11 protein-coding genes are annotated in these 19284 nt (G+C 35.9%); 6 read left to right on the forward strand and 5 right to left on the reverse strand.

The genetic code is table 11. From position 1 onward, the window contains the following. Window positions 1-25: 25 nt before the first annotated feature. A complete protein-coding gene (locus LV89_RS03795) occupies window positions 26-1909 on the reverse strand; it encodes a T9SS type B sorting domain-containing protein (protein WP_109741540.1) in 1884 nt (627 codons plus the stop codon). Between the two features lie 454 nt (window positions 1910-2363). Between LV89_RS03795 and LV89_RS03800 the strand changes: the two genes are divergently transcribed. Continuing rightward, complete coding sequence (locus tag LV89_RS03800; RefSeq protein WP_109741541.1) at window positions 2364-3341, forward strand: acyl-ACP desaturase; 978 nt, start codon at window positions 2364-2366, stop codon at window positions 3339-3341. A gap of 226 nt (window positions 3342-3567) precedes the next feature. Here the strand turns inward: LV89_RS03800 and fbp are convergent, their stop codons facing one another. After that, entirely contained in the window at window positions 3568-4605 is a 1038-nt protein-coding gene (gene fbp, locus LV89_RS03805; protein ID WP_109741542.1) for a class 1 fructose-bisphosphatase, read from the reverse strand. 257 nt (window positions 4606-4862) lie between these two features. Then, window positions 4863-6440, reverse strand: coding sequence for a phosphoenolpyruvate carboxykinase (ATP) (pckA, locus tag LV89_RS03810; RefSeq protein WP_229201467.1), 1578 nt, complete (start codon window positions 6438-6440; stop codon window positions 4863-4865). A 617-nt stretch (window positions 6441-7057) separates the two neighbouring features. Between pckA and LV89_RS03815 the strand changes: the two genes are divergently transcribed. Next, entirely contained in the window at window positions 7058-10027 is a 2970-nt protein-coding gene (locus LV89_RS03815; protein ID WP_109741543.1) for a TonB-dependent receptor domain-containing protein, read from the forward strand. Between the two features lie 195 nt (window positions 10028-10222). On the opposite strand, the gene aceA is transcribed toward LV89_RS03815, so the two are convergent. Both aceA and aceB read right to left on the reverse strand, forming a co-directional pair. Then, complete coding sequence (aceA, locus tag LV89_RS03820) at window positions 10223-11512, reverse strand: isocitrate lyase (protein ID WP_374755132.1); 1290 nt, start codon at window positions 11510-11512, stop codon at window positions 10223-10225. A gap of 108 nt (window positions 11513-11620) precedes the next feature. Then, a complete protein-coding gene (gene aceB / locus LV89_RS03825; RefSeq protein ID WP_109741544.1) occupies window positions 11621-13240 on the reverse strand; it encodes a malate synthase A in 1620 nt (539 codons plus the stop codon). A 303-nt stretch (window positions 13241-13543) separates the two neighbouring features. On the opposite strand from aceB, the gene LV89_RS03830 reads away from it, so the two are divergent. The 4 genes from LV89_RS03830 (at window position 13544) to LV89_RS03845 (ending at window position 18964) form a co-directional block, all read left to right on the forward strand. Next, window positions 13544-15037, forward strand: coding sequence for a helix-turn-helix domain-containing protein (locus LV89_RS03830; RefSeq protein ID WP_109741545.1), 1494 nt, complete (start codon window positions 13544-13546; stop codon window positions 15035-15037). Between the two features lie 197 nt (window positions 15038-15234). Beyond that, window positions 15235-15654 (forward strand): IS1/IS1595 family N-terminal zinc-binding domain-containing protein, encoded by a 420-nt coding sequence (locus LV89_RS03835; RefSeq protein ID WP_109741546.1) that lies wholly within the window; start codon window positions 15235-15237, stop codon window positions 15652-15654. 211 nt (window positions 15655-15865) lie between these two features. Continuing rightward, complete coding sequence (locus LV89_RS03840; protein WP_146199070.1) at window positions 15866-17347, forward strand: hypothetical protein; 1482 nt, start codon at window positions 15866-15868, stop codon at window positions 17345-17347. A 39-nt stretch (window positions 17348-17386) separates the two neighbouring features. After that, window positions 17387-18964, forward strand: coding sequence for an MFS transporter (locus tag LV89_RS03845; RefSeq protein ID WP_109741548.1), 1578 nt, complete (start codon window positions 17387-17389; stop codon window positions 18962-18964). Window positions 18965-19284: the final 320 nt, after the last annotated feature.

The raw sequence follows: 19284 nt of genomic DNA on the forward strand, positions 1-19284 counted from the left end.
AAATACCCACATCCTCAAATCCTCCCTACTTCAACAACGTTACCGAACCTGTGAAATAATTGATTTCTCCATTTTTCATTTCAGCCACAATTTTATAGGTAAATATATCTGGATTCATGGCTTTTCCTCTGAAATTGCCATCCCAACCATGCGAAGCATCAGCCGCTTGAAAGTTTTCATCTCGAAACACTAATTCTCCCCAACGGTCATAAATACTCATTTCTTGAATTTGTTTGACACACTTACTACTCATGATATACAAAATATCGTTCATCGAGTCGTTATTGGGTGAAAAAGCCGTAGGTACTAAAATTCCACATAAAACATTGACCGTAGTTGTAGCATAATTTACACATCTACTTCCAATGGCAGATACGCCAATGGTATATTTTGTAGAGGAAGGCGGTTTTGCCCAAGCACTGGCACAATTGCTACACGAAAGATAATCTTTGGGCGTCCATTGGTAATTGTAATTTCCCGTCGGAACAACATCTACTGTGATAAAAGTGCTTTCATCTTTCTCGATTGTTACATTGGCGGGTACACTTGCTTTGAACGAATTTTCTACTTGAATACTCGCAGTTACAACACTATCACACAAATTAGGACGCTTAATGGTGGTGATGAAAGTTCCTGCTTTTGTGTAAGTAGAATCTCCAATTGGCACTTTTTCTCCCGCACATATTGAGAAACTTTTTGATACACGTGGTATCGGCACAATTTTTACATTTATTGTAAAAACACTATCACAAGCATTTGATGAAGTAATTGTCTTGAAATATGTTCCGTCTGAATTGTATGTGTCACCATGAAAATTTAGGGTATTGCCTTCGCAGATGTTAAAATTTTTAGTGATATAATTGATAGGATTAACGTTTAGATTCAGCGTAATTACACTATCACAAAAAGCAGAATTGATTATTCTTTGGGTATATTGCCCCGAAGTGTTATAAGTAGTACCTCTAAAAACGTAACTTTCTCCTGCACATATTGATTTATTGGTAATAGCAGGAATATCCGTTTTTTTAACGGTATAATTCATCTGCAAATTACAGCTTTGATTTAGGCTATTGTAAGGAGATAATTTTACAGAAAATTGTGTTCCTAAAACTGCACTTACCAAAATGCTACGAGTTGTTTCTCCTGTACTCCACAAATATTTTTCAAAACCTTCGGGGGCATCAAGCTGAAGCTGACCATTTCCATCGGCACATCCTGTTTCTGGTTGAATTTCAGATTTTAAGCAAGTAGCATTAAAATATGCGTAACCAAAATGAGACTTGCCTGTGCATCCATGAACGGTTGCTTCTACGGTTAGGTTTTGTCCTACATAATTTCTTAAATCCACTGCAACCGTTGTCCAATTTCGATATTCTAAATCTCCTTGTCTCTTAAATCCATCAACAGATATACTGGCTTGAAGTTGCACATCATAAAAACTGCAAGTAATATTATTGCCATTACTGTCGAGAATTTTAACGCCAAATCCCGGTTTTTGATAAGAAGCATGACCTTTAGAATCATCTTGAAGTACAACCGCAAATTTGTATTGAAATAGCGTGTTTTCTTGATTTACGGTAAATGATTTCGTTAATCTATAAAAAGAACTTCCTTCTATAACGCTACCGAAACGGATGGAATAATTGCTTTCTGGAGCAACTTGGGGAATTATTTCATTGCTTATTTTGGGGTCATTGCCGCTACTTTTTTGCGTGATAATATGTCCTGTACCAGTTGTTCCTGTTACTTCTCCTGAGTAAATTGTACTTATGCCATTATCGGTTACTTTTCCATACGACAATACCCAACCAGCGGTAGAACCACTCTCAAAACCGCATTGAGTTTGTCCTATCACCGAATAATGCCCTAATAATAATAGTATCAATAGCCTAATAGTAAAGTTTCTCATTCCATTTTTTTTTCTTAGAATACACAAATATTTTAGAACTTATTGCGTAGTAATCAGTAGTTTGGAAGGGCAGAAGAATTAAAATTGTGCTAAAGAGAATTATTCAATTTGTATGTACTATTGAAATAAATTGATGAATGGAATAGAATTATACGCCTATGATTGTGAATGAATGTCAAATTTGCGAAATGAATTTTACAGATAACTATATCACTCAATTCCTTTCTGCTTAGACAGAATAATAGAATAAACCGTTGCAGCTAAAGTGATATATAATTCTTTAAGAAATTTACTAAAAAACTCGTTAGTATTTACAAGATAATCTAAATATAGTGACATAAGTCAGGAAATAATCTGTAAATAAATGAGTATCTTTGTCGAATTACAAAGATGCAAATTTTGTTTAAAAAGCCTTTTTTGCAAACTGTTCACCAAACCACGACTAAGACTAATCATGGAAAAGCTAAATCAAAGAATTGAAGTAATGAACCACCTTGCCCTTGGTATGGACGGTATTGTGGATAAATACTTGATTCCGATAGAAACCAACTGGCAACCTTCAGATTTTCTGCCAGACCCATCAAAGGACTCTTTTTTTGATGAGGTGAAAGAAATTCAACAAGCTGCACGTGAATTACCTTATGATTATTGGGCTGTATTAATTGGTGATATGATTACTGAGGAGGCTTTGCCAACTTATGAATCATCAATTATGGTGGTACAAGGTGTTGATATGATTAACGAACCACAAGGTTGGGCTCGTTGGACTCGTGCTTGGACGGCTGAAGAAAATCGACACGGTGATTTATTGAATAAGTACATTTATCTTTCGGGAAGAGTAAATATGAAAGCCGTTGAGACTTCAACGCAATATTTAATTGCTGACGGTTTTGATATTAAAACGGATGACGACCCTTACAAAACATTCGTTTATACTTCTTTCCAAGAATTAGCAACTAATATCTCTCACCGTAGAACAGGAAGTTTAGCTAAAAAACATGGAAACAATTCTTTAGCGAAAATGTGTGCCATGATTGCTGCCGATGAAATGCGTCACCATAAAGCATACAAGAGTTTTATTACAAGTATTTTTGAACTTGACCCTTCTGATATGATGGTTGCTTTTGCTGATATGATGAAGCAAAAAATCGTTATGCCTGCTCACTTTTTACGTGAATTGAATGGTGAAAAAGGTGGAATTTATGGTCACTTCTCTGATGCAGCTCAACGTTTAGGCGTTTATACAGGAAAAGACTATATTGATATTTTAGAGATATTGTTGAACGATTGGAATATCTCAACGATGACAGGATTGAATAGTGCGGCAGAAAAAGCTCAAGATTATTTAATGCGTTTACCTGACCGTTTAACTCGTTTGACTGAAAGAATTAAAGTCCCAGAATTGGAATATAAATTCTCTTGGGTTGACTAAAATTGTATTACGGACAGCCTTGTCCGTAATAATTAAAATTCTCTTTCGACAAGGTGTCCCCGACTAAAACCAAGTCTTTTAGAATAATCCTTTAAACTGAAATTTTATCAACGTTCTATTACTTTATATCTCAAAACAGGAAGTTTAAACAGGTTCATAGAAAAAGGGTAGGAGTTTAAAACTTCTACCCTTTTTTATATCTTTGAATTACCCTAAAAAATAACCATTAAATATTAGCTAATTGTTTAATAACCGACTCATGATGTTCCATGATTTTATTTCCTAATTTATCAATTAAACAATCAGAACCTAAATAAGCCATACTTCTTTGGTGAACTTCTGTTGGGGCAATATCCAAAATATCTTTTTGTCCATCTGTTGCTTTTCCGCCTGCTTGTTCAATGACAAAAGCCAATGGATAACATTCATAAAATAAACGCAATTTCCCATTTTGTGCTTTGCGAGTAGGAGGGTACAAATAAATGCCACCTTTCAATAAATTTCGGTGAAAATCTCCAACTAAAGAACCAATATAACGAGCCATACAACCCGCCTCTTGTCGCATTTCTTGAATAAACTCTTTAATTGGATTGTCAAATTCATCAAAATATGCCTCATTGACCGAATAAATTTTCCCATCTTTCGGCATCTGCATTTCGGCGTGAGATAAGAAATATTCTCCCAAAGAGTTTTCGTAAGTGAAACCATTTACCCCTTTGCCAGTGGTATAAACCATGATAGTCGATGAACCATAAAGAATATATCCTGCGGCAATTTGTTTGCGTCCACCTTGTAGAAAATCCTCTTTTGTGGCAGGTGTTCCGATTGGGCTAACCCTTCTATAAATTGAGAAAATCGTTCCGATAGAAACGTTTACATCAATATTTGATGAACCATCAAGCGGGTCCATTGCCACTACATATTTAGCATTAAGATTCCCCGTTTGGATAATTTCGTCATCTTCTTCTGACAAAATTCCAACTACTTGCCCGCCATTTATCAATGCTCTGATAAAACGAATATTAGCAATAACATCTAATTTTTGTTGGGATTCTCCTTGCACATTTTCACGCCCCAAAGCTCCCGTAATATCAATAAGTCCAGCTCGATTGATTTCACGATTGATAATTTTGGAAGCAAGAGCAATGTCTCTCAGCAACTGTGAAAGTTCACCCGTTGCATAAGGAAATGCTTCTTGTTGACGCATAATAAAGCGGTCAAGTGTGATGCCTACTGGAAGAGCTAAATTATTATCTTGCTGCATATTGATTGGTTTGGAGAATTATTTATGGAATAGCCAACGTTTCAAACATTGGCTATTCTCAGCCTCAAATTTTACCTATTATTCTTTAAAAGCCTCCCTGTACCATTATGTTGCTTATAATTTGTGGTTTATTATGCGTTGAAAAATAACATAATTCTGCTCTACAAACATTTTGCAAGGAAATAGATAAGGATAAAACAGGACAAACATTTTTAGTTTTTATCAGTTTTATTCATAAAGCCTTGTCGAATAAATAATTACTTGATAATTCTTTGGTAATTTTCTTCAAATGCAATCGCTAATTCTTTTGCTTTTTGGTCATAAGCCACTTTATCGTTCCAAGTATTGCGTGGGTTTAATATTTCTTCTGGAACATTTGGGCATCTCTGAGGAATTTCTAAACCAAATATTTCATGTTTGGTAAATGGTATTCTGTCAAAATCTCCTGTTAGTGCCGCTCTAATCATGGTACGAGTAAAAGGTAATTTCATTCTTGAGCCAATGCCATACCCACCACCTGACCAACCTGTATTTACTAACCAAACTTTTACATTGCCCGACTTGATTTTTTCGCCTAATAAATCAGCATATTTTTTGGGGGCAAGTGGTAAAAATGCTGCTCCAAAACAAGCTGAAAATGTTGCTTGAGGCTCTTTAATACCCATTTCTGTTCCTGCCAATTTTGAGGTATAACCCGCAACAAAATAGTACATGGCTTGCTCAACGCTCAATTTTGAAATTGGCGGTAAAACACCAAAAGCGTCTGCCGTGAGGAAGAAAATATTTTGGGGAGCTTTGCCAATTGATGGCACTGCTACATTTGGAATATAGTTGATTGGGTAAGCCGTTCTGGTATTTTCAGTTACCGATTGATTGCTATAATCGACGGTCGTGCTGTCGCCAATAAATCTGGTATTTTCTAAAATTGCTCCGTAACGAATTGCTCCAAAAATCTCAGGCTCTTGTTCTTGGCTCAAATTGACCACTTTTGCATAACAGCCTCCTTCAAAATTGAAAACTTCGTTATCGTCCCAACCGTGTTCATCGTCGCCAATGAGTTTTCGGTATGGGTCGGCTGAAAGCGTAGTTTTTCCTGTTCCTGATAAACCAAAGAATAAAGCGGTGTCGCCATCTTGCCCAATATTGGCAGAACAGTGCATTGATAAAACCTTTTTTTCTTCTGGTAAAACATAGTTTAGAACCGTGAAAATCCCTTTTTTCATTTCTCCAGCGTAAGCAGTTCCACCAATTAAAATGATTTTTTTAGTAAAATCAATAATCGTAAAATTTCCTTGTCGAGTGCCGTCTGTAATTGGGTTTGCTTCAAATTCTGGAATATTCAGAATAGTCCATTCGGGTTCAAATTTTTCAATTTCTTCGTCTATTGGACGTAAGAAAAGATGATTGCAAAATAAATTGTGCCATGCTAAAGTATTGATAACGAGAATGTTTGTTCTGTGTTTTTCAGAGGCACAAGCATAAGCATAACGAGCGTACAGTTTTTTATTCGCAGCAAATTCGAGCATTTTCTTGTATAAATTATCGAATTTATCAGCATTAAAAGCTTGATTGATTTCGCCCCAAGCTACGGTGTCAGCAGTTTTGTCGTCGTAAACCACAAATTTATCCTTAGGAGAACGCCCCGTGAATTTACCTGTATCACACATAAATGCCCCTGTGTCTGTCAATACACCCTCGCCATTCTGTAAAGCTTCGTCTATCAAAGTTGAAACTCTTAGATTTAGATGAATATCTGCGTGCAAACTAAATATTGGATGATTTACAATATGGTTAGCCGTCTTGCTTAGGTCTGTCATAAGAATGTCGTGTTTCATCGTTTCATTTTTTTAGATTTCCAATTTTCACTAAAGAGAAGCTCCTTTCTTTAATTATGATGCAAAGATATTGTTGCGGAATAATTAAATCAAGCGAAATTTCGCTAAATATAATATTTTCACAATAATCTTTGAAAAGTGCAAATAAATGATGGTATGGTACTTCTGTTTCCTTTTTCTCAAAGGATAAAATTTAGAATAATTGTATTTTTTGAAGGTGGATTTTGAACACATACGTATAAGCTTTTCAAAAAAATGAAGAAGACATCATTGCTCAATAACGTATATGACTAAACATTTCATCCTTTTTTATTCCTATAATTGATGTATTTCAATGGCTTTTTTTATAGAAAATAAGGCTTTGAAAAAAATGACAGTCCAATAATTTACGAGTGTCTGCAATTTTCAACGTCAGTACGATTTGTGTTTGAACTATGTAATTGCTCTTGATATATTTATAATAACACCAAATAATTAGGAATAAAACAAGATTTTAATCTTGATAAAGTCACATTTTTCAATTTAAAAGTCATGTAAATTCATTAAAAAGGGTGTTTTATTAACACAAATATTTCAAAACACATAAAATCGGAAACTGTCATCCGTTCTTAAATTCTATGAAAAACTTTATCAAAAACTTCAGCAAAACGTTACTCTTTTCCTTGTTAACGTTTACTTCTTTTTCACAAACAAAAATTACAGGACTTATTTCTGACGCTGCTACGGGCGATGCTTTAGCAGGAGTGAATATCACTATTAAAGGAAAAGTGACTGGAACTACCACTAATTTTAATGGTACTTTTACGCTTTACAGCAATGTAGAATTACCTTTTAAGTTAGCAATTTCTTATGTAGGGTATAAAACGCAAGAAATAAGCGTGACCAAACCTCTGTCGGAAATTAAAATTGGATTGATTGAGCAAGTCACTCAAAGCGAAGAAGTGGTAGTAGCGGCGGCTCGTATTGAGGAAAATGTGATGAATTCGCCCGTTTCAATTGAAAAAATTGATAGCCGTGCCATTCAAGCAAATCCTTCTTTCAACTTTTTAGAAAGTTTGAAGTATTTGAAAGGGGTAGATTTTAGTACACAGTCAATTACGTTTTCATCTATCAATGCTCGTGGTTTTAATGCCAGTGGAAATAACAGATTGGTACAATTGGTAGATGGTATTGATAATCAAGCCCCGGGACTGAACTTCTCTGTCGGAACAGTCGGGGTTACTTCAGATATTGATATGGAAAGTGCCGAGTTTTTACCCGGAACTTCATCGGCATTATATGGACCTAATGCTTTAAATGGTATTCTTTTGATGAATACAAAAAGCCCTTTTTTGTATAAAGGTTTGAGTGCAAATCTAAAAACAGGGATAACTCACGAAGAAAATCGAAATCAAGTAAATTCTCCTTTTTATGATTTTAGTATTCGTTGGGCTGAGTCATTTAATGATAAATTGGGCATAAAAGTCAATTTCTCTTATATGAAAGCCCAAAACGATTGGTCGGCTACCAATTATAAAGACGGGAATAAGAATTTTATTGAAGGAAGTTCTCAGTTGAATAATCCTGCGTACAACGGCGTCAATACTTATGGTGACCAAACTGTACAAGATTTACGCTCGGTTGCTGAACAAATGATTGGCTTGAATTTATTACCAGCAACGGCTTTAAATGTTATTCCGCAAGGCACTTATGTAACACGCACACCTTACACAGAAGCCGATTTGATTGCTCCAGAAGCCAAAACTATTCGAGGAAACGTAGCTCTTCATTATCGTTTAACAGAAAATATTGAAGCCGTTGGGGTATTTATGTACGGTGCTGGTACAACAGCCTATTTGGGAAATGACCGATATTCTTTCAATAATTTTACAGGAATGCAAAGCAAATTGGAATTGCGTGGGTCTAATTTCTTCATTAGAGGATATAAAACGGAAGAGAATTCGGGAGATTCTTATGCTACCAGTTTGGCAGGACAATTATTAAATGAACGTTGGGGAGGAGGAAGTAAAGTTTGGTATCCCACTTATTTGACTTCGTATTTGAAAGCATTGCAGTCGGGAATTACGGGAATTGCAGCTCATAATGTTGCTCGTGGAGTAGCTGATACCAATAGACCATTACCCGGAACGGAAGCATTTAACGATGCTCTTAATGGTGTGAAAACGCTTAATGTCGGTGATTTTTCAAATCCTGCTTATCCTTTTGGTGGAGCTCATTTACAAGATAATACGAGTTTGTATCAATTTGAAGGAATGTATAATTTCAAAAATCAAGTGAAATTTGCGGAGGTGATTATGGGTGGAAATTATCGTATTTTTCATCTAAACTCAGGCGGAACATTTTATCCAGATAGAGATGGACGTGAAATTTCTGTAAAAGAATGGGGGAGTTATCTTCAAGTTTCTAAAAGTTTATTAGATGGAGGTTTGAAAGTAGTGGCTTCGGGTCGTTATGATAAAAATGAAAATTTTGAAGGACAGTTTTCTCCAAGATTGGCTTTGGTGGTTTCTCCTTGGGATAATCATCATATTAGAACGTCGTTCCAAACAGGTTTTAGAATTCCTCCTGTTCAAAATCAATATATTGACATCAGAACAAGCCAAGCTACTTTAATTGGAAGTTTGCCCGAATTTATAACCAAGTATAATTTAAGTCCAGACGGAACAAATCCTGCTTATTCACCAACAACAGTTGCGGCATTTGGCGAAGAAGTAAAAACTCGTGCAACTGCCGCAGCACCAGCTATTGCGGTGGCATTACAAACAGAAGCTCAAACAAATCCTCAAGCTTTTGCTGCTAAATACGGAGTTGCTCCAACGGCGGCAAATATTTCGACTTTAGTGGGTTCATTAGCTACTCAACAAGGAATAAAAACGGCTTTAACTTCGGGAGTTTTAAAACCATATCAATTCAAAAAATTTAGACCAGAGTCTGTACAATCGTATGAAATTGGGTATCGTGGTTTAATTGGGGATAGATTATTTATTGACGGAAGTTATTTTTATAGCAAATACAAAAACTTTGCTTACTCCGAAATCGTAGTTCAATCAACAACTGATAGCCCTGCGGGAGTTTTGTCTGCCAATACTCGCCAAGTTTATCAATTGCCTGCTTCGTCTGAAGGTGAAACAATTGCAGAAGGTTGGTCGTTAGGACTTGATTACAGACTTGGAAAAGGATATTTAATTGGCGGGAATGTGTCGTACAATCAATTAAAGCAATTTGACCAAAACATTATTGCCAATGGCGGAAGACCAGAGTTTAACACACCTGCTTATAAATTTAATGCAAGTTTTAGCAATCGTAATGTAGCTAATACAGGCTTTGGATTCAATGCCATTTTGCGTTATCAAGATGCTTTTGTTTGGCAGTCGGCTTTTACAGCAGGTTTTGATGCCAATAGTACAATTGTGCCTGCTTTCTCAACTTTAGATGCTCAAATTTCAAAGAAAATTACGTCTTTAAAGTCTATCCTGAAAGTTGGTGGTACTAACCTTATGGGTAAATCTTACGTAACGGCTTTTGGTAATCCCAATGTAGGTTCGATGTATTATATTTCATTGACTTTTGATGAGTTGTTGAAATAATTAGTAGCACAGACTTCAGTCTGTACTGTATAAATTTTACTATGAATTAACGCAGACAGGCTTCAAACCCTGTCTGCGTTCTTACATAAATTATAATTAAGCATTAATACAGACTGAAGTCTGTGTTACAAAAAAACCTGCCCAAAAATTGAGCAGGTTTTTGATTTTCCCCAAAACTAATTCGACCACTTATTATTAATGAAATTGTTCTTCTTCGGTAGAGCCTTTTAATGCTCCTGTTGACGATAAACCGCTTGTTACGGTATTTTGAATAGCATCAAAATAGCCCGTACCCACAAAGGCTTGGTGCTTGATGGCTTTAAATCCTTTTGATTGTAAGGCAAATTCTCTTTGTTGTAATTTAGAGAAGCCTGCCATTCCGTTGGTTACATAGTCAGATGAAAGCTCAAACATGGCGGTGTTCAAAGCATGGAAACCTGCTAAGGTGATAAATTGGAATTTGTAGCCCATTGCCGCTAATTCTTCTCTGAAAGTTGCCATTTTTTCTTCGTCCATGAATTTTGCCCAATTGAAAGATGGCGAACAGTTGTAAGCCAACATTTTATTCGGAAATTTTGCATGAATACCTTCGGCAAAAGCACGAGCCATTTCTAAGTCTGGATTTCCTGTTTCCATCCAAATTAAATCTGCATAAGGTGCATAACTTAATCCTCGGTCGATGCCTTGTTGTAGTCCATTTCTTACATGAAAGAATCCTTCTGAAGTTCTGCCTTTTTCATAATCTACAAATGGAACGTCTCTTTCGTCCACGTCAGAGGTAATCAAATTGGCGGCTTCTGCATCAGTACGGGCAATTACCAAAGTTGGAACTCCGCAAACGTCAGCCGCCAAACGAGCCGCAACTAATTTATTGATAGCTTCTTGCGTAGGTACTAAAACTTTACCGCCCAAGTGTCCACATTTTTTAGCGGAGGATAATTGGTCTTCAAAATGAACGCCCGACGCACCCGCTTCAATCATCCATTTCATCAATTCAAAAGCGTTTAGATTTCCGCCAAAACCTGCTTCTGCATCGGCTACAATGGGTACCATCCAATGAATATCTTGGTCGCCACTAACCGACTGAATTTGGTCGGCACGTAATAAAGCATTATTGATTCTTTTTACCACATTCGGCACGCTATCAGCAGGGTACAAACTTTGGTCGGGGTACATATTTCCTGATAAATTGGCGTCAGCAGCCACTTGCCAGCCACTCAAATAAATGGCTTTCATTCCTGCTTGTACTTCTTGTACGGCTTGATTTCCCGTTAAAGCACCCAAGCCAGCTACCCATTCGTCGGTGTGTAATAAATTCCAAAGGCGTTCTGCTCCCATGCGAGCGATACTGTAATCAAACTGATACGAACCCGCCAAACGTGCTACGTCTGCTGCGGTGTATGGACGTTCTACGCCTCTCCAACGTGGATTTGTTGTCCAATCAGTTACTAATTGTTGAATGCGGTCTTCTTGTGAAATTTTCATGATTTTGTTTTGTTATAAATGCTTGATGTTTTGTTTTCAGTTGTGAGTTGCGAATTGTGAATAGAGTTTTGTCGTATTAATTCACCATTCACAACTCACAATTAATCATTATATCTCCACTTCTTCAGTGGCGATGAGTGTACTGTATGCTTCAGTGGTTAAGAATAGGTCAAATTTCTTTTGGGTAACTAATTTATCGAAAAGGTTAATAGCGTCGAAGAATCTGCCGTTGAAGTAGTTGTCTTCGCCAACCATATCTTTTATTTTCTGGATTTCGTCAGCTAAGAAAAATTTATACAATGAAATATCAATCGTTACTCCATAATAGGTTTTGGCACGGTGATGAAGCCATTGCCAAAGTTGGGCTCTCGAAATTTCAGCGGTGGCAGCATCCTCCATTAAATTATGAATTGCTGCTGCCCCGATGCCTCTCAACCAAGATTCTATATACAAAATGCCGACTTGTATGTTCATGCGTATGCCTGCTTCGGTAATACACGCATCTGGAATGTTGAAATTTGTCAACTCTTCGGCAGTGATAATTTCGTTTTCTAATAGTACGTGTTTTTGATGTGGATTTTCTCTCAAAACCTTGTTGAATGGTTGCAAAGCCACTGGCACTAAGTCGGGGTGAGCTACCCAAGTACCATCAAAACCCGTTGAGGCTTCCAATTCTTTATCGGCATTTACTTTTTCAAAAGCCAATTTATTAATGCTTTCGTCCTTACGACTCGGTATATACGCAGACATTCCTCCGATGGCGTGTGCTTTGCGTTTATGGCAAGTTTTTACCAAAAGTTTGGCATAAGCACGCATAAACGGTACAGACATTGTAACCTGCGAACGGTCGGGAAGAACACAATTTGAAAATTTATGGAATTTTTTGATACATGAAAAAATGTAATCCCAACGTCCTGCGTTTAAGCCTGCAATGTGTTCACGCAAAACATATAAAATTTCATTCATTTCAAAGGCAGCCGTGATAGTTTCAATCAAAACAGTTGCTTTGATGGTTGCTTTGGGCATTTCGATGGCTTCTTGTGCTGCCAAGAAAATGTCATTCCAAAGTTGAGCTTCTTGGTGATTTTCAAGTTTGGGAAGATAAAAATAAGGTCCACTTCCACGTTTTACCAATTCCCAAGCATTATGAAAGAAATACAAACCAAAGTCGAAAATAGAAGCAGAAATTGGAGTTCCATCAATAAAAACGTGATGTTCTTCCATGTGCCAACCTCTTGGGCGAACTTTCAAAACGGCTACAAATTCTTTTAAAGCATAATGTTTTCCATTGTCTGCCGTGAAGTCAATTTGCTTTCTGATAGCATCACGCAAGTTGATTTGTCCATCCAATAAATTTTGCCACGAAGGCGTATTGGCATCTTCAAAATCAGCCATAAAAACCTTTGCCCCAGAGTTTAAAGCATTGATAATCATGCGTCTATCTACTGGGCCTGTAATTTCTGTACGCCTGTCTTGCAAATCTGCTGGAATAGGCGAAACCACCCAATCAATATCTCTAATGGCGGCTTTATTATCAAGAAAATTTAATTTTTTTCCTTGATTAATTTCTTCTTGCAAGTCTTTGCGTTTTTGCAAAAGTTGTTTGCGTTGCTTGTTGAACATTCGGTGTAAATCCCGAATAAAAACGATAGCATCTTCTGTTAAAATTTCTTCATAATGCGGAGGCATTTCTCCCAATATTTCTACGCCGTGAATTGAATGTATCATATCTGTTTTGCTTTGTTATATATCGTTTTACTGATTCGGAAGGAAGTATTTTATTAATCAGAAACTTGTTCTGATTTCTTTGACAAACCTAATAAAGCGAAATAATAAAAACAAGCGAAAATTCGCTAAAAATAAAAAATAGCGAAAATTCTTCAAAAAGTCATACGTTTTTTGGAAAAAGTATAAGTAATTTTGCGTAAAATATGTCTTTTAGAGAAAACGTCTCAAGCGAATATTCGCTATTAATGTTTTTTGAAAGAATTGTATTGCTATATTTTACTACTTTTGACAAAAAATAAAATCATGAGCATCAATACCGATAAAGTAAAAATCATTTTTGGATTAAAAATTAGACAGCTACGTCTTGATAAAAAATTATCATTAAGTGAAGTTGCAGAAAAGTCTAATCTTTCCATTTCGTATCTCAATGAAATAGAGAAAGGGAAAAAATATCCCAAGACCGAAAAAATTATGGCTTTGGCGAGTGCTTTTGAGGTAGATTATGATTCTTTGGTGTCATTGAAACTTAATAAGCAATTAGAACCCATTGCTGAGTTGCTCAATTCTAATATTCTGACGGAATTGCCCTTAGAGATTTTTGGGATTGAACCTTCTGATTTTATCGAATTGATGTCGCAAGCTCCCGCTAAGATTTCAGCATTTATTAGTACAATTATCGAAATTAGTCGGAATTATGATATGCGAGTGGAGCAGTTTTATTTCTCTGTTTTACGGTCGTATCAAGAAATGCACGACAATTATTTTGAAGATTTAGAGGAGTCGGCACAACAGTTTAGAAAGTTGTTTGACATTACGCCTACAACTTCGCCGAATGAGAAACTTTTAAAAGATATTCTTGAAAATTTCTATCATTATCGCATTGAAGAATTTACGCCAGAGCAATACCCTGATTTGATTTCGGTACGTTCTGTATTTGACCCTAAAAATAATAAACTGCTCATTAACAAAACGTTAAGTACAGAACAAAAGGCTTTTTCGTATGGGCGAGAAATAGGTTATCAGTATTTACAACTCAAAAATCGCCCAATGATTTCTTCTGTTTTAGAGGTTGAATCGTTCGAGCAGGTTTTGAATAATTTTAGAGCTTCTTATTTTGCAGGAGCAATTTTGGTAAATAAAGATATTCTCATTGGGCGTTTGACTTACTTTTTTGCTTCTCCGAAATGGGATGCAGATATGCTTTTGAACATCATGCGTTTGTTTAGTGTAACGCCCGAAGTTTTTATGCACCGCTTGTCTAATGTAATGACGAGTCATTTCAAAATCAAAAATCTATTCTTCCTTCGTTTCAATAATCAGGTTGATAATAATTTATTTTATCTGACTAAAGAAATGCACCTCACAAAATTACATACACCTCATGGTACTGCCATGAATGAACATTATTGTCGTAGGTGGTTGTCGTTAACTATTCTGAAAGATTTAGAAAATGAACAAAAAACCAATGGATATGATGCCGAAGAGGTGATTTGTAAAGCTCAGATTTCAGAATATATTGATACAGAGAATAATTATTTAGTGATTTGTTTGGCAAAACCTTCGCCCCCAAGTCGTATTGTCAATAGCAGTATTACTTTGGGTTTTGCGATTGATGATAATTTAAAAAGTAGTGTGAATTTTCTGAGTGATTCTAATTTATTGCATAGAAAAGTGAATGAAACCTGTGAGCGTTGTAGTTTAGTTGATTGTAACGAGCGAGCAATTCAGCCTATTATTCTTAAAAAAAGACAAGCAAGAGAAAAATTGAAAGAAGCGGTGGCAAAACTGACAAGCTAATCTTGGATAAATACAACAGTTCGTAGAGCTTATTGTACAAAACAAATAATATTTGGCTATTTTTTGGTTTACAGAATTTTATTTTGAAAAATTCGTATTCAACATACTTAAAGTGTCAATAAATTTTATCTGAACAAATTTCGTTTTGTTGCTTATTTAATATAGATTTGCTAAATGTACTATATCACATTATTTATATGAAAAATCCAAATTGTCCCCGCTGTGATGGTAATAATATAACAAAAAGTGGTGTTATCAATGAAAAACAACGCTTTAAATGCAAAGACTGTAATTATAATTTTACCGTTGAGAAAATGGGTAAAGGCATTTCAACTTACTATGTTATTAAGGCTCTTCAATTATATATAGAAGGTGTTAGTTATCGTGAAATTGAACGTCTTTTAGGGGTGTCTCATGTTTCTGTAATGAATTGGGTGAAGAAATATCAGATTAAAATACCTAAAAATTCAGAATACTATCCGACTTATAAGATAATGAATCATAAGGAGTTAGTTAGTTTTTATAGTGAAAGAGAAAATTTAAGAGACGCAGGAATGATTGTTACTGAGCTTGGAGATAAATTTATGCTCATTAAATGGGAAAGATTAAAACATTAAGAATATTACTCAATCATTGAATGTCCTTAATTGGTTATTTTAATGGTTGTTTTGTTTGACGATATTAATAAAACTATACTAAAGTAGCAAGTGTATATCAATGCTATTGACAGTATAGTTTTTTTTATGACCTTTGGCTCACCATTGTACAAAAAAATCATTTTTTAGTACAAAATATAACAAAACAAAACCATAAGAAACCATTAGTGTCATGAAGAAAGTAATACTCTGTCTGTTGGGCGGAGTGCTGGCTAATTGCCAGATTTTCGCCCAACAAACTCCAGCAACCACTACAACCAGTACAACTACTGCAACGACAGCCCCAGCTCCGCCTGCAGAACAAAAAGTGACAGTTTACGGATTTTTGAGAAATGATATTTACTACAATTCTCGTAGAAATCTTGATTTAAGAGATGGAGTTTTAGATGTTTATCCTTTAGATGCAACCAATCTTCCGACCAGAACTGGAACAACTTTGACGGCAAATCCAAATGAAGATGCCAACGCTGTTCCGCAATTAGGATACTCGGCAATTGTGACACGCTTAGGAGTAAAATTGGGAGGAATTTCTGCTTTTGGTGCAAAAATATCAGGAACATTAGAAACTGACTTTTTTGGAATTACCAATGGAACAGGAGGTTCAGGAAGTGGAACTGAAAATTTATTACGTCTTCGTCATGCTTTTGTGGCAATGGATTGGACGAAAAATCAATTAATGATTGGTCAATATTGGAATCCAAATTTTATTCCAAAATGTTTTCCAGGAACTGCCAATTTTAGTACAGGTATTCCTTTTAATCCTTTCTCATTCGTTCCGCAAGTTCGTTTGACACACAAATTAGGAAAGGAGATGTCATTGATGGGAATGATTTTCGGATATGATTTGGCAGGGTTTAGCCCCGCAGGAACATTTGCAGTAGGTTCGGGAGTAGATGCTCAGAAATTTTCTACAACTCCAGCTTTTGCAGCTCAATTAGGCTATGAAAACAAGAAGTTTTTAGCAACAGTTGGTCTTGAAGGAAATACTTTAACACCTAAAATTACCGATACAAAAAATACTTCTACGGGAGTGTATGGCGGAACTGGAACAGGAAATGTGCAGAGAAATATTAGTAATAATTTATTCACAGTCAACTTGTTAGCCTTTGCAAAATTGACAATTGATAAGGTAACGATGAAGTTTCATACTACTTATGGACAAAGCTATACACAGTACGTAGGCATGGGCGGTTTTGCGGAATATAGAGATGCCACCACAGGCGAATGGAAATATGTAGCTCAGAATCAGTTGAATATGTGGGGCGAGTTAATTTCAACGAAATCAAAGAAAGTTCAGCCTGCTGTTTTTGTAGGATATTTGCAAAATTTAGGCTTATCTGATGCTATTTCGAGTAGTAGCGTTAGAGCGGGAACTTTAGCATTTCAAGGAAGAGGTATTAGTTCTGCTACTGGACGTGCCTTCGACAATATGTTGAGAATTGCTCCGAGAATTGATTTTTACTCTGGAAAAATGAAATTAGCTCTTGAATATGAATTATCAATGATGAAATGGGCAGATATTGACGGAACAGTTCCAAATGCAGATGGTTCGTTACCAACAACTACCTCTTTCAAAGCAAGTACAAGTTCATTAGGTAGAGCTTTTGATGCTACTAACAGTCGTGTTGCGGCAGTTATGGTTTATAACTTTTAAAAAAATACTCAAATTACTCAAATAAACCCTTATTTCATTATGTCAACACATACAGAAAAAACTTCGACAAAAGGATTAGCTGCTATTATTGGAGCATCCTCAGTTGGAACGCTCATCGAATGGTACGATTTTTACATTTTTGGTAGTTTAGCCACTATTATTTCCACCCAATTTTTCCCGAAAGATAACCCAACGGCGGCATTTCTTTCAACATTAGCCACTTTTGCGGCAGGTTTCGTAGTTCGTCCTTTTGGAGCATTATTTTTTGGTCGTCTTGGCGATTTGATTGGTAGAAAATACACTTTCATGGTTACACTTGTGCTGATGGGAGGGGCGACTTTTGCCATTGGTTTAGTGCCAAAATATGAAACAATTGGGTTTTTTGCTCCACTGTTAGTATTGGTACTCAGACTTTTACAAGGTCTTGCTCTTGGAGGTGAATATGGTGGTGCTGCCACTTATGTAGCCGAACACTCGCCAGCAGGTCAGCGTGGTTTTTGGACTTCGTGGATTCAGATTACCGCAACGGCAGGTTTATTTATTTCATTAGGGGTAATCTTGGTTACAAAAAACTCAATGGAAAAAGCATCTTGGGAAGATTGGGGATGGAGAATTCCTTTCTTGGTGTCAATCATCATGGTTTATGTGTCGGTTTTGATTCGTAAGAATATGTCAGAATCTCCACTTTTTGCCAAAGCAAAAGCCGAAGGAAAGACTTCTGTAAATCCTTTGAAAGAATCGTTTGGTAATAAATTGAACTTCAAATATGTATTATTAGCCTTATTTGGAGCAACAATGGGACAAGGGGTTGTTTGGTACACAGGTCAGTTTTATGCTCAGACTTTCTTACTGAAAATCATGAATATTGATTTTGACCAAGCGAATACACTTTTGATTATTGCTTTAATGATGGGAACGCCATTCTTCGTATTATTTGGATGGTTGTCGGATAGAATTGGTCGTAAAGGCATCATGTTGACAGGTATGTTATTGGGTGTACTTTGCTATCGTCCGATTTACGAAAAAATGTACCAAACCACTAATTTGAAAAATAAAGAAGAAATCACGGCTGAAACTAAAGTTGAAACGAAGAGAGAATTAGTTGCCAATTCTACAACAGATTCGTTGATAACAACAACTACTAACAAAGCTTACGTTGATGGAACAACTTATAAAGAAGTGAAAAAAGTAACGATTTTAGCAGGTAAAGATGCAGCAGACCAACCAAAAGCAGATGTAACTAAAACCGTAAAAATCAATGATTCAGACAAATGGACTTTGATTATGATGGTATTTATTCAGTTGATTTTTGTAACGATGGCCTATGGGCCAATTGCGGCATTCTTGGTAGAAATGTTCCCTGTGAAAATTCGTTATACCTCAATGTCATTGCCGTATCACATTGGTAATGGTGTATTCGGTGGACTAATGCCAGCTATTGCCACTTATTTAGTATCAACTGCAAAAGATGCAAATGATGCCGCAGAAAAAGCAGGGCAAGCTATTGTAAATGCTCAACCATATTTAGAAGGTTTAAAATACCCAATGATTGTGGCAGGAGTTTGTTTTGTAATCGGTTTACTTTATATCAAAGAAGATAAGAGTATCAGAGACTAAAGGAAATTTAGTGATTAGTTACTGGTTATTGGGGATTAGTTACTGGTTATTGGTTACTGGTTATTGGTTACTGGTTATTGGTGATTAGTTTTATTAGATAAATTAAAAATCTATTAATATCTCAAATCATTCATTCAAGTATTTTAAAATATTATTACAAATTTTGAACTCAACTGTCTGAAAGTCAATTCGTACTAAAGTCTAAAGTCTAAAGTCTAAAGTCTAAAGTCTAAAGTCTAAAGTCTAAAGTCTAAAGTCTAAAGTCTAAAGTCTAAAGTCTAAAGTCTAAAGTCTAAAGTCTAAATCCTTTCAGACAGCCA

Source organism: Arcicella aurantiaca (assembly GCF_003148625.1).
GTDB lineage: Bacteria > Bacteroidota > Bacteroidia > Cytophagales > Spirosomataceae > Arcicella > Arcicella aurantiaca.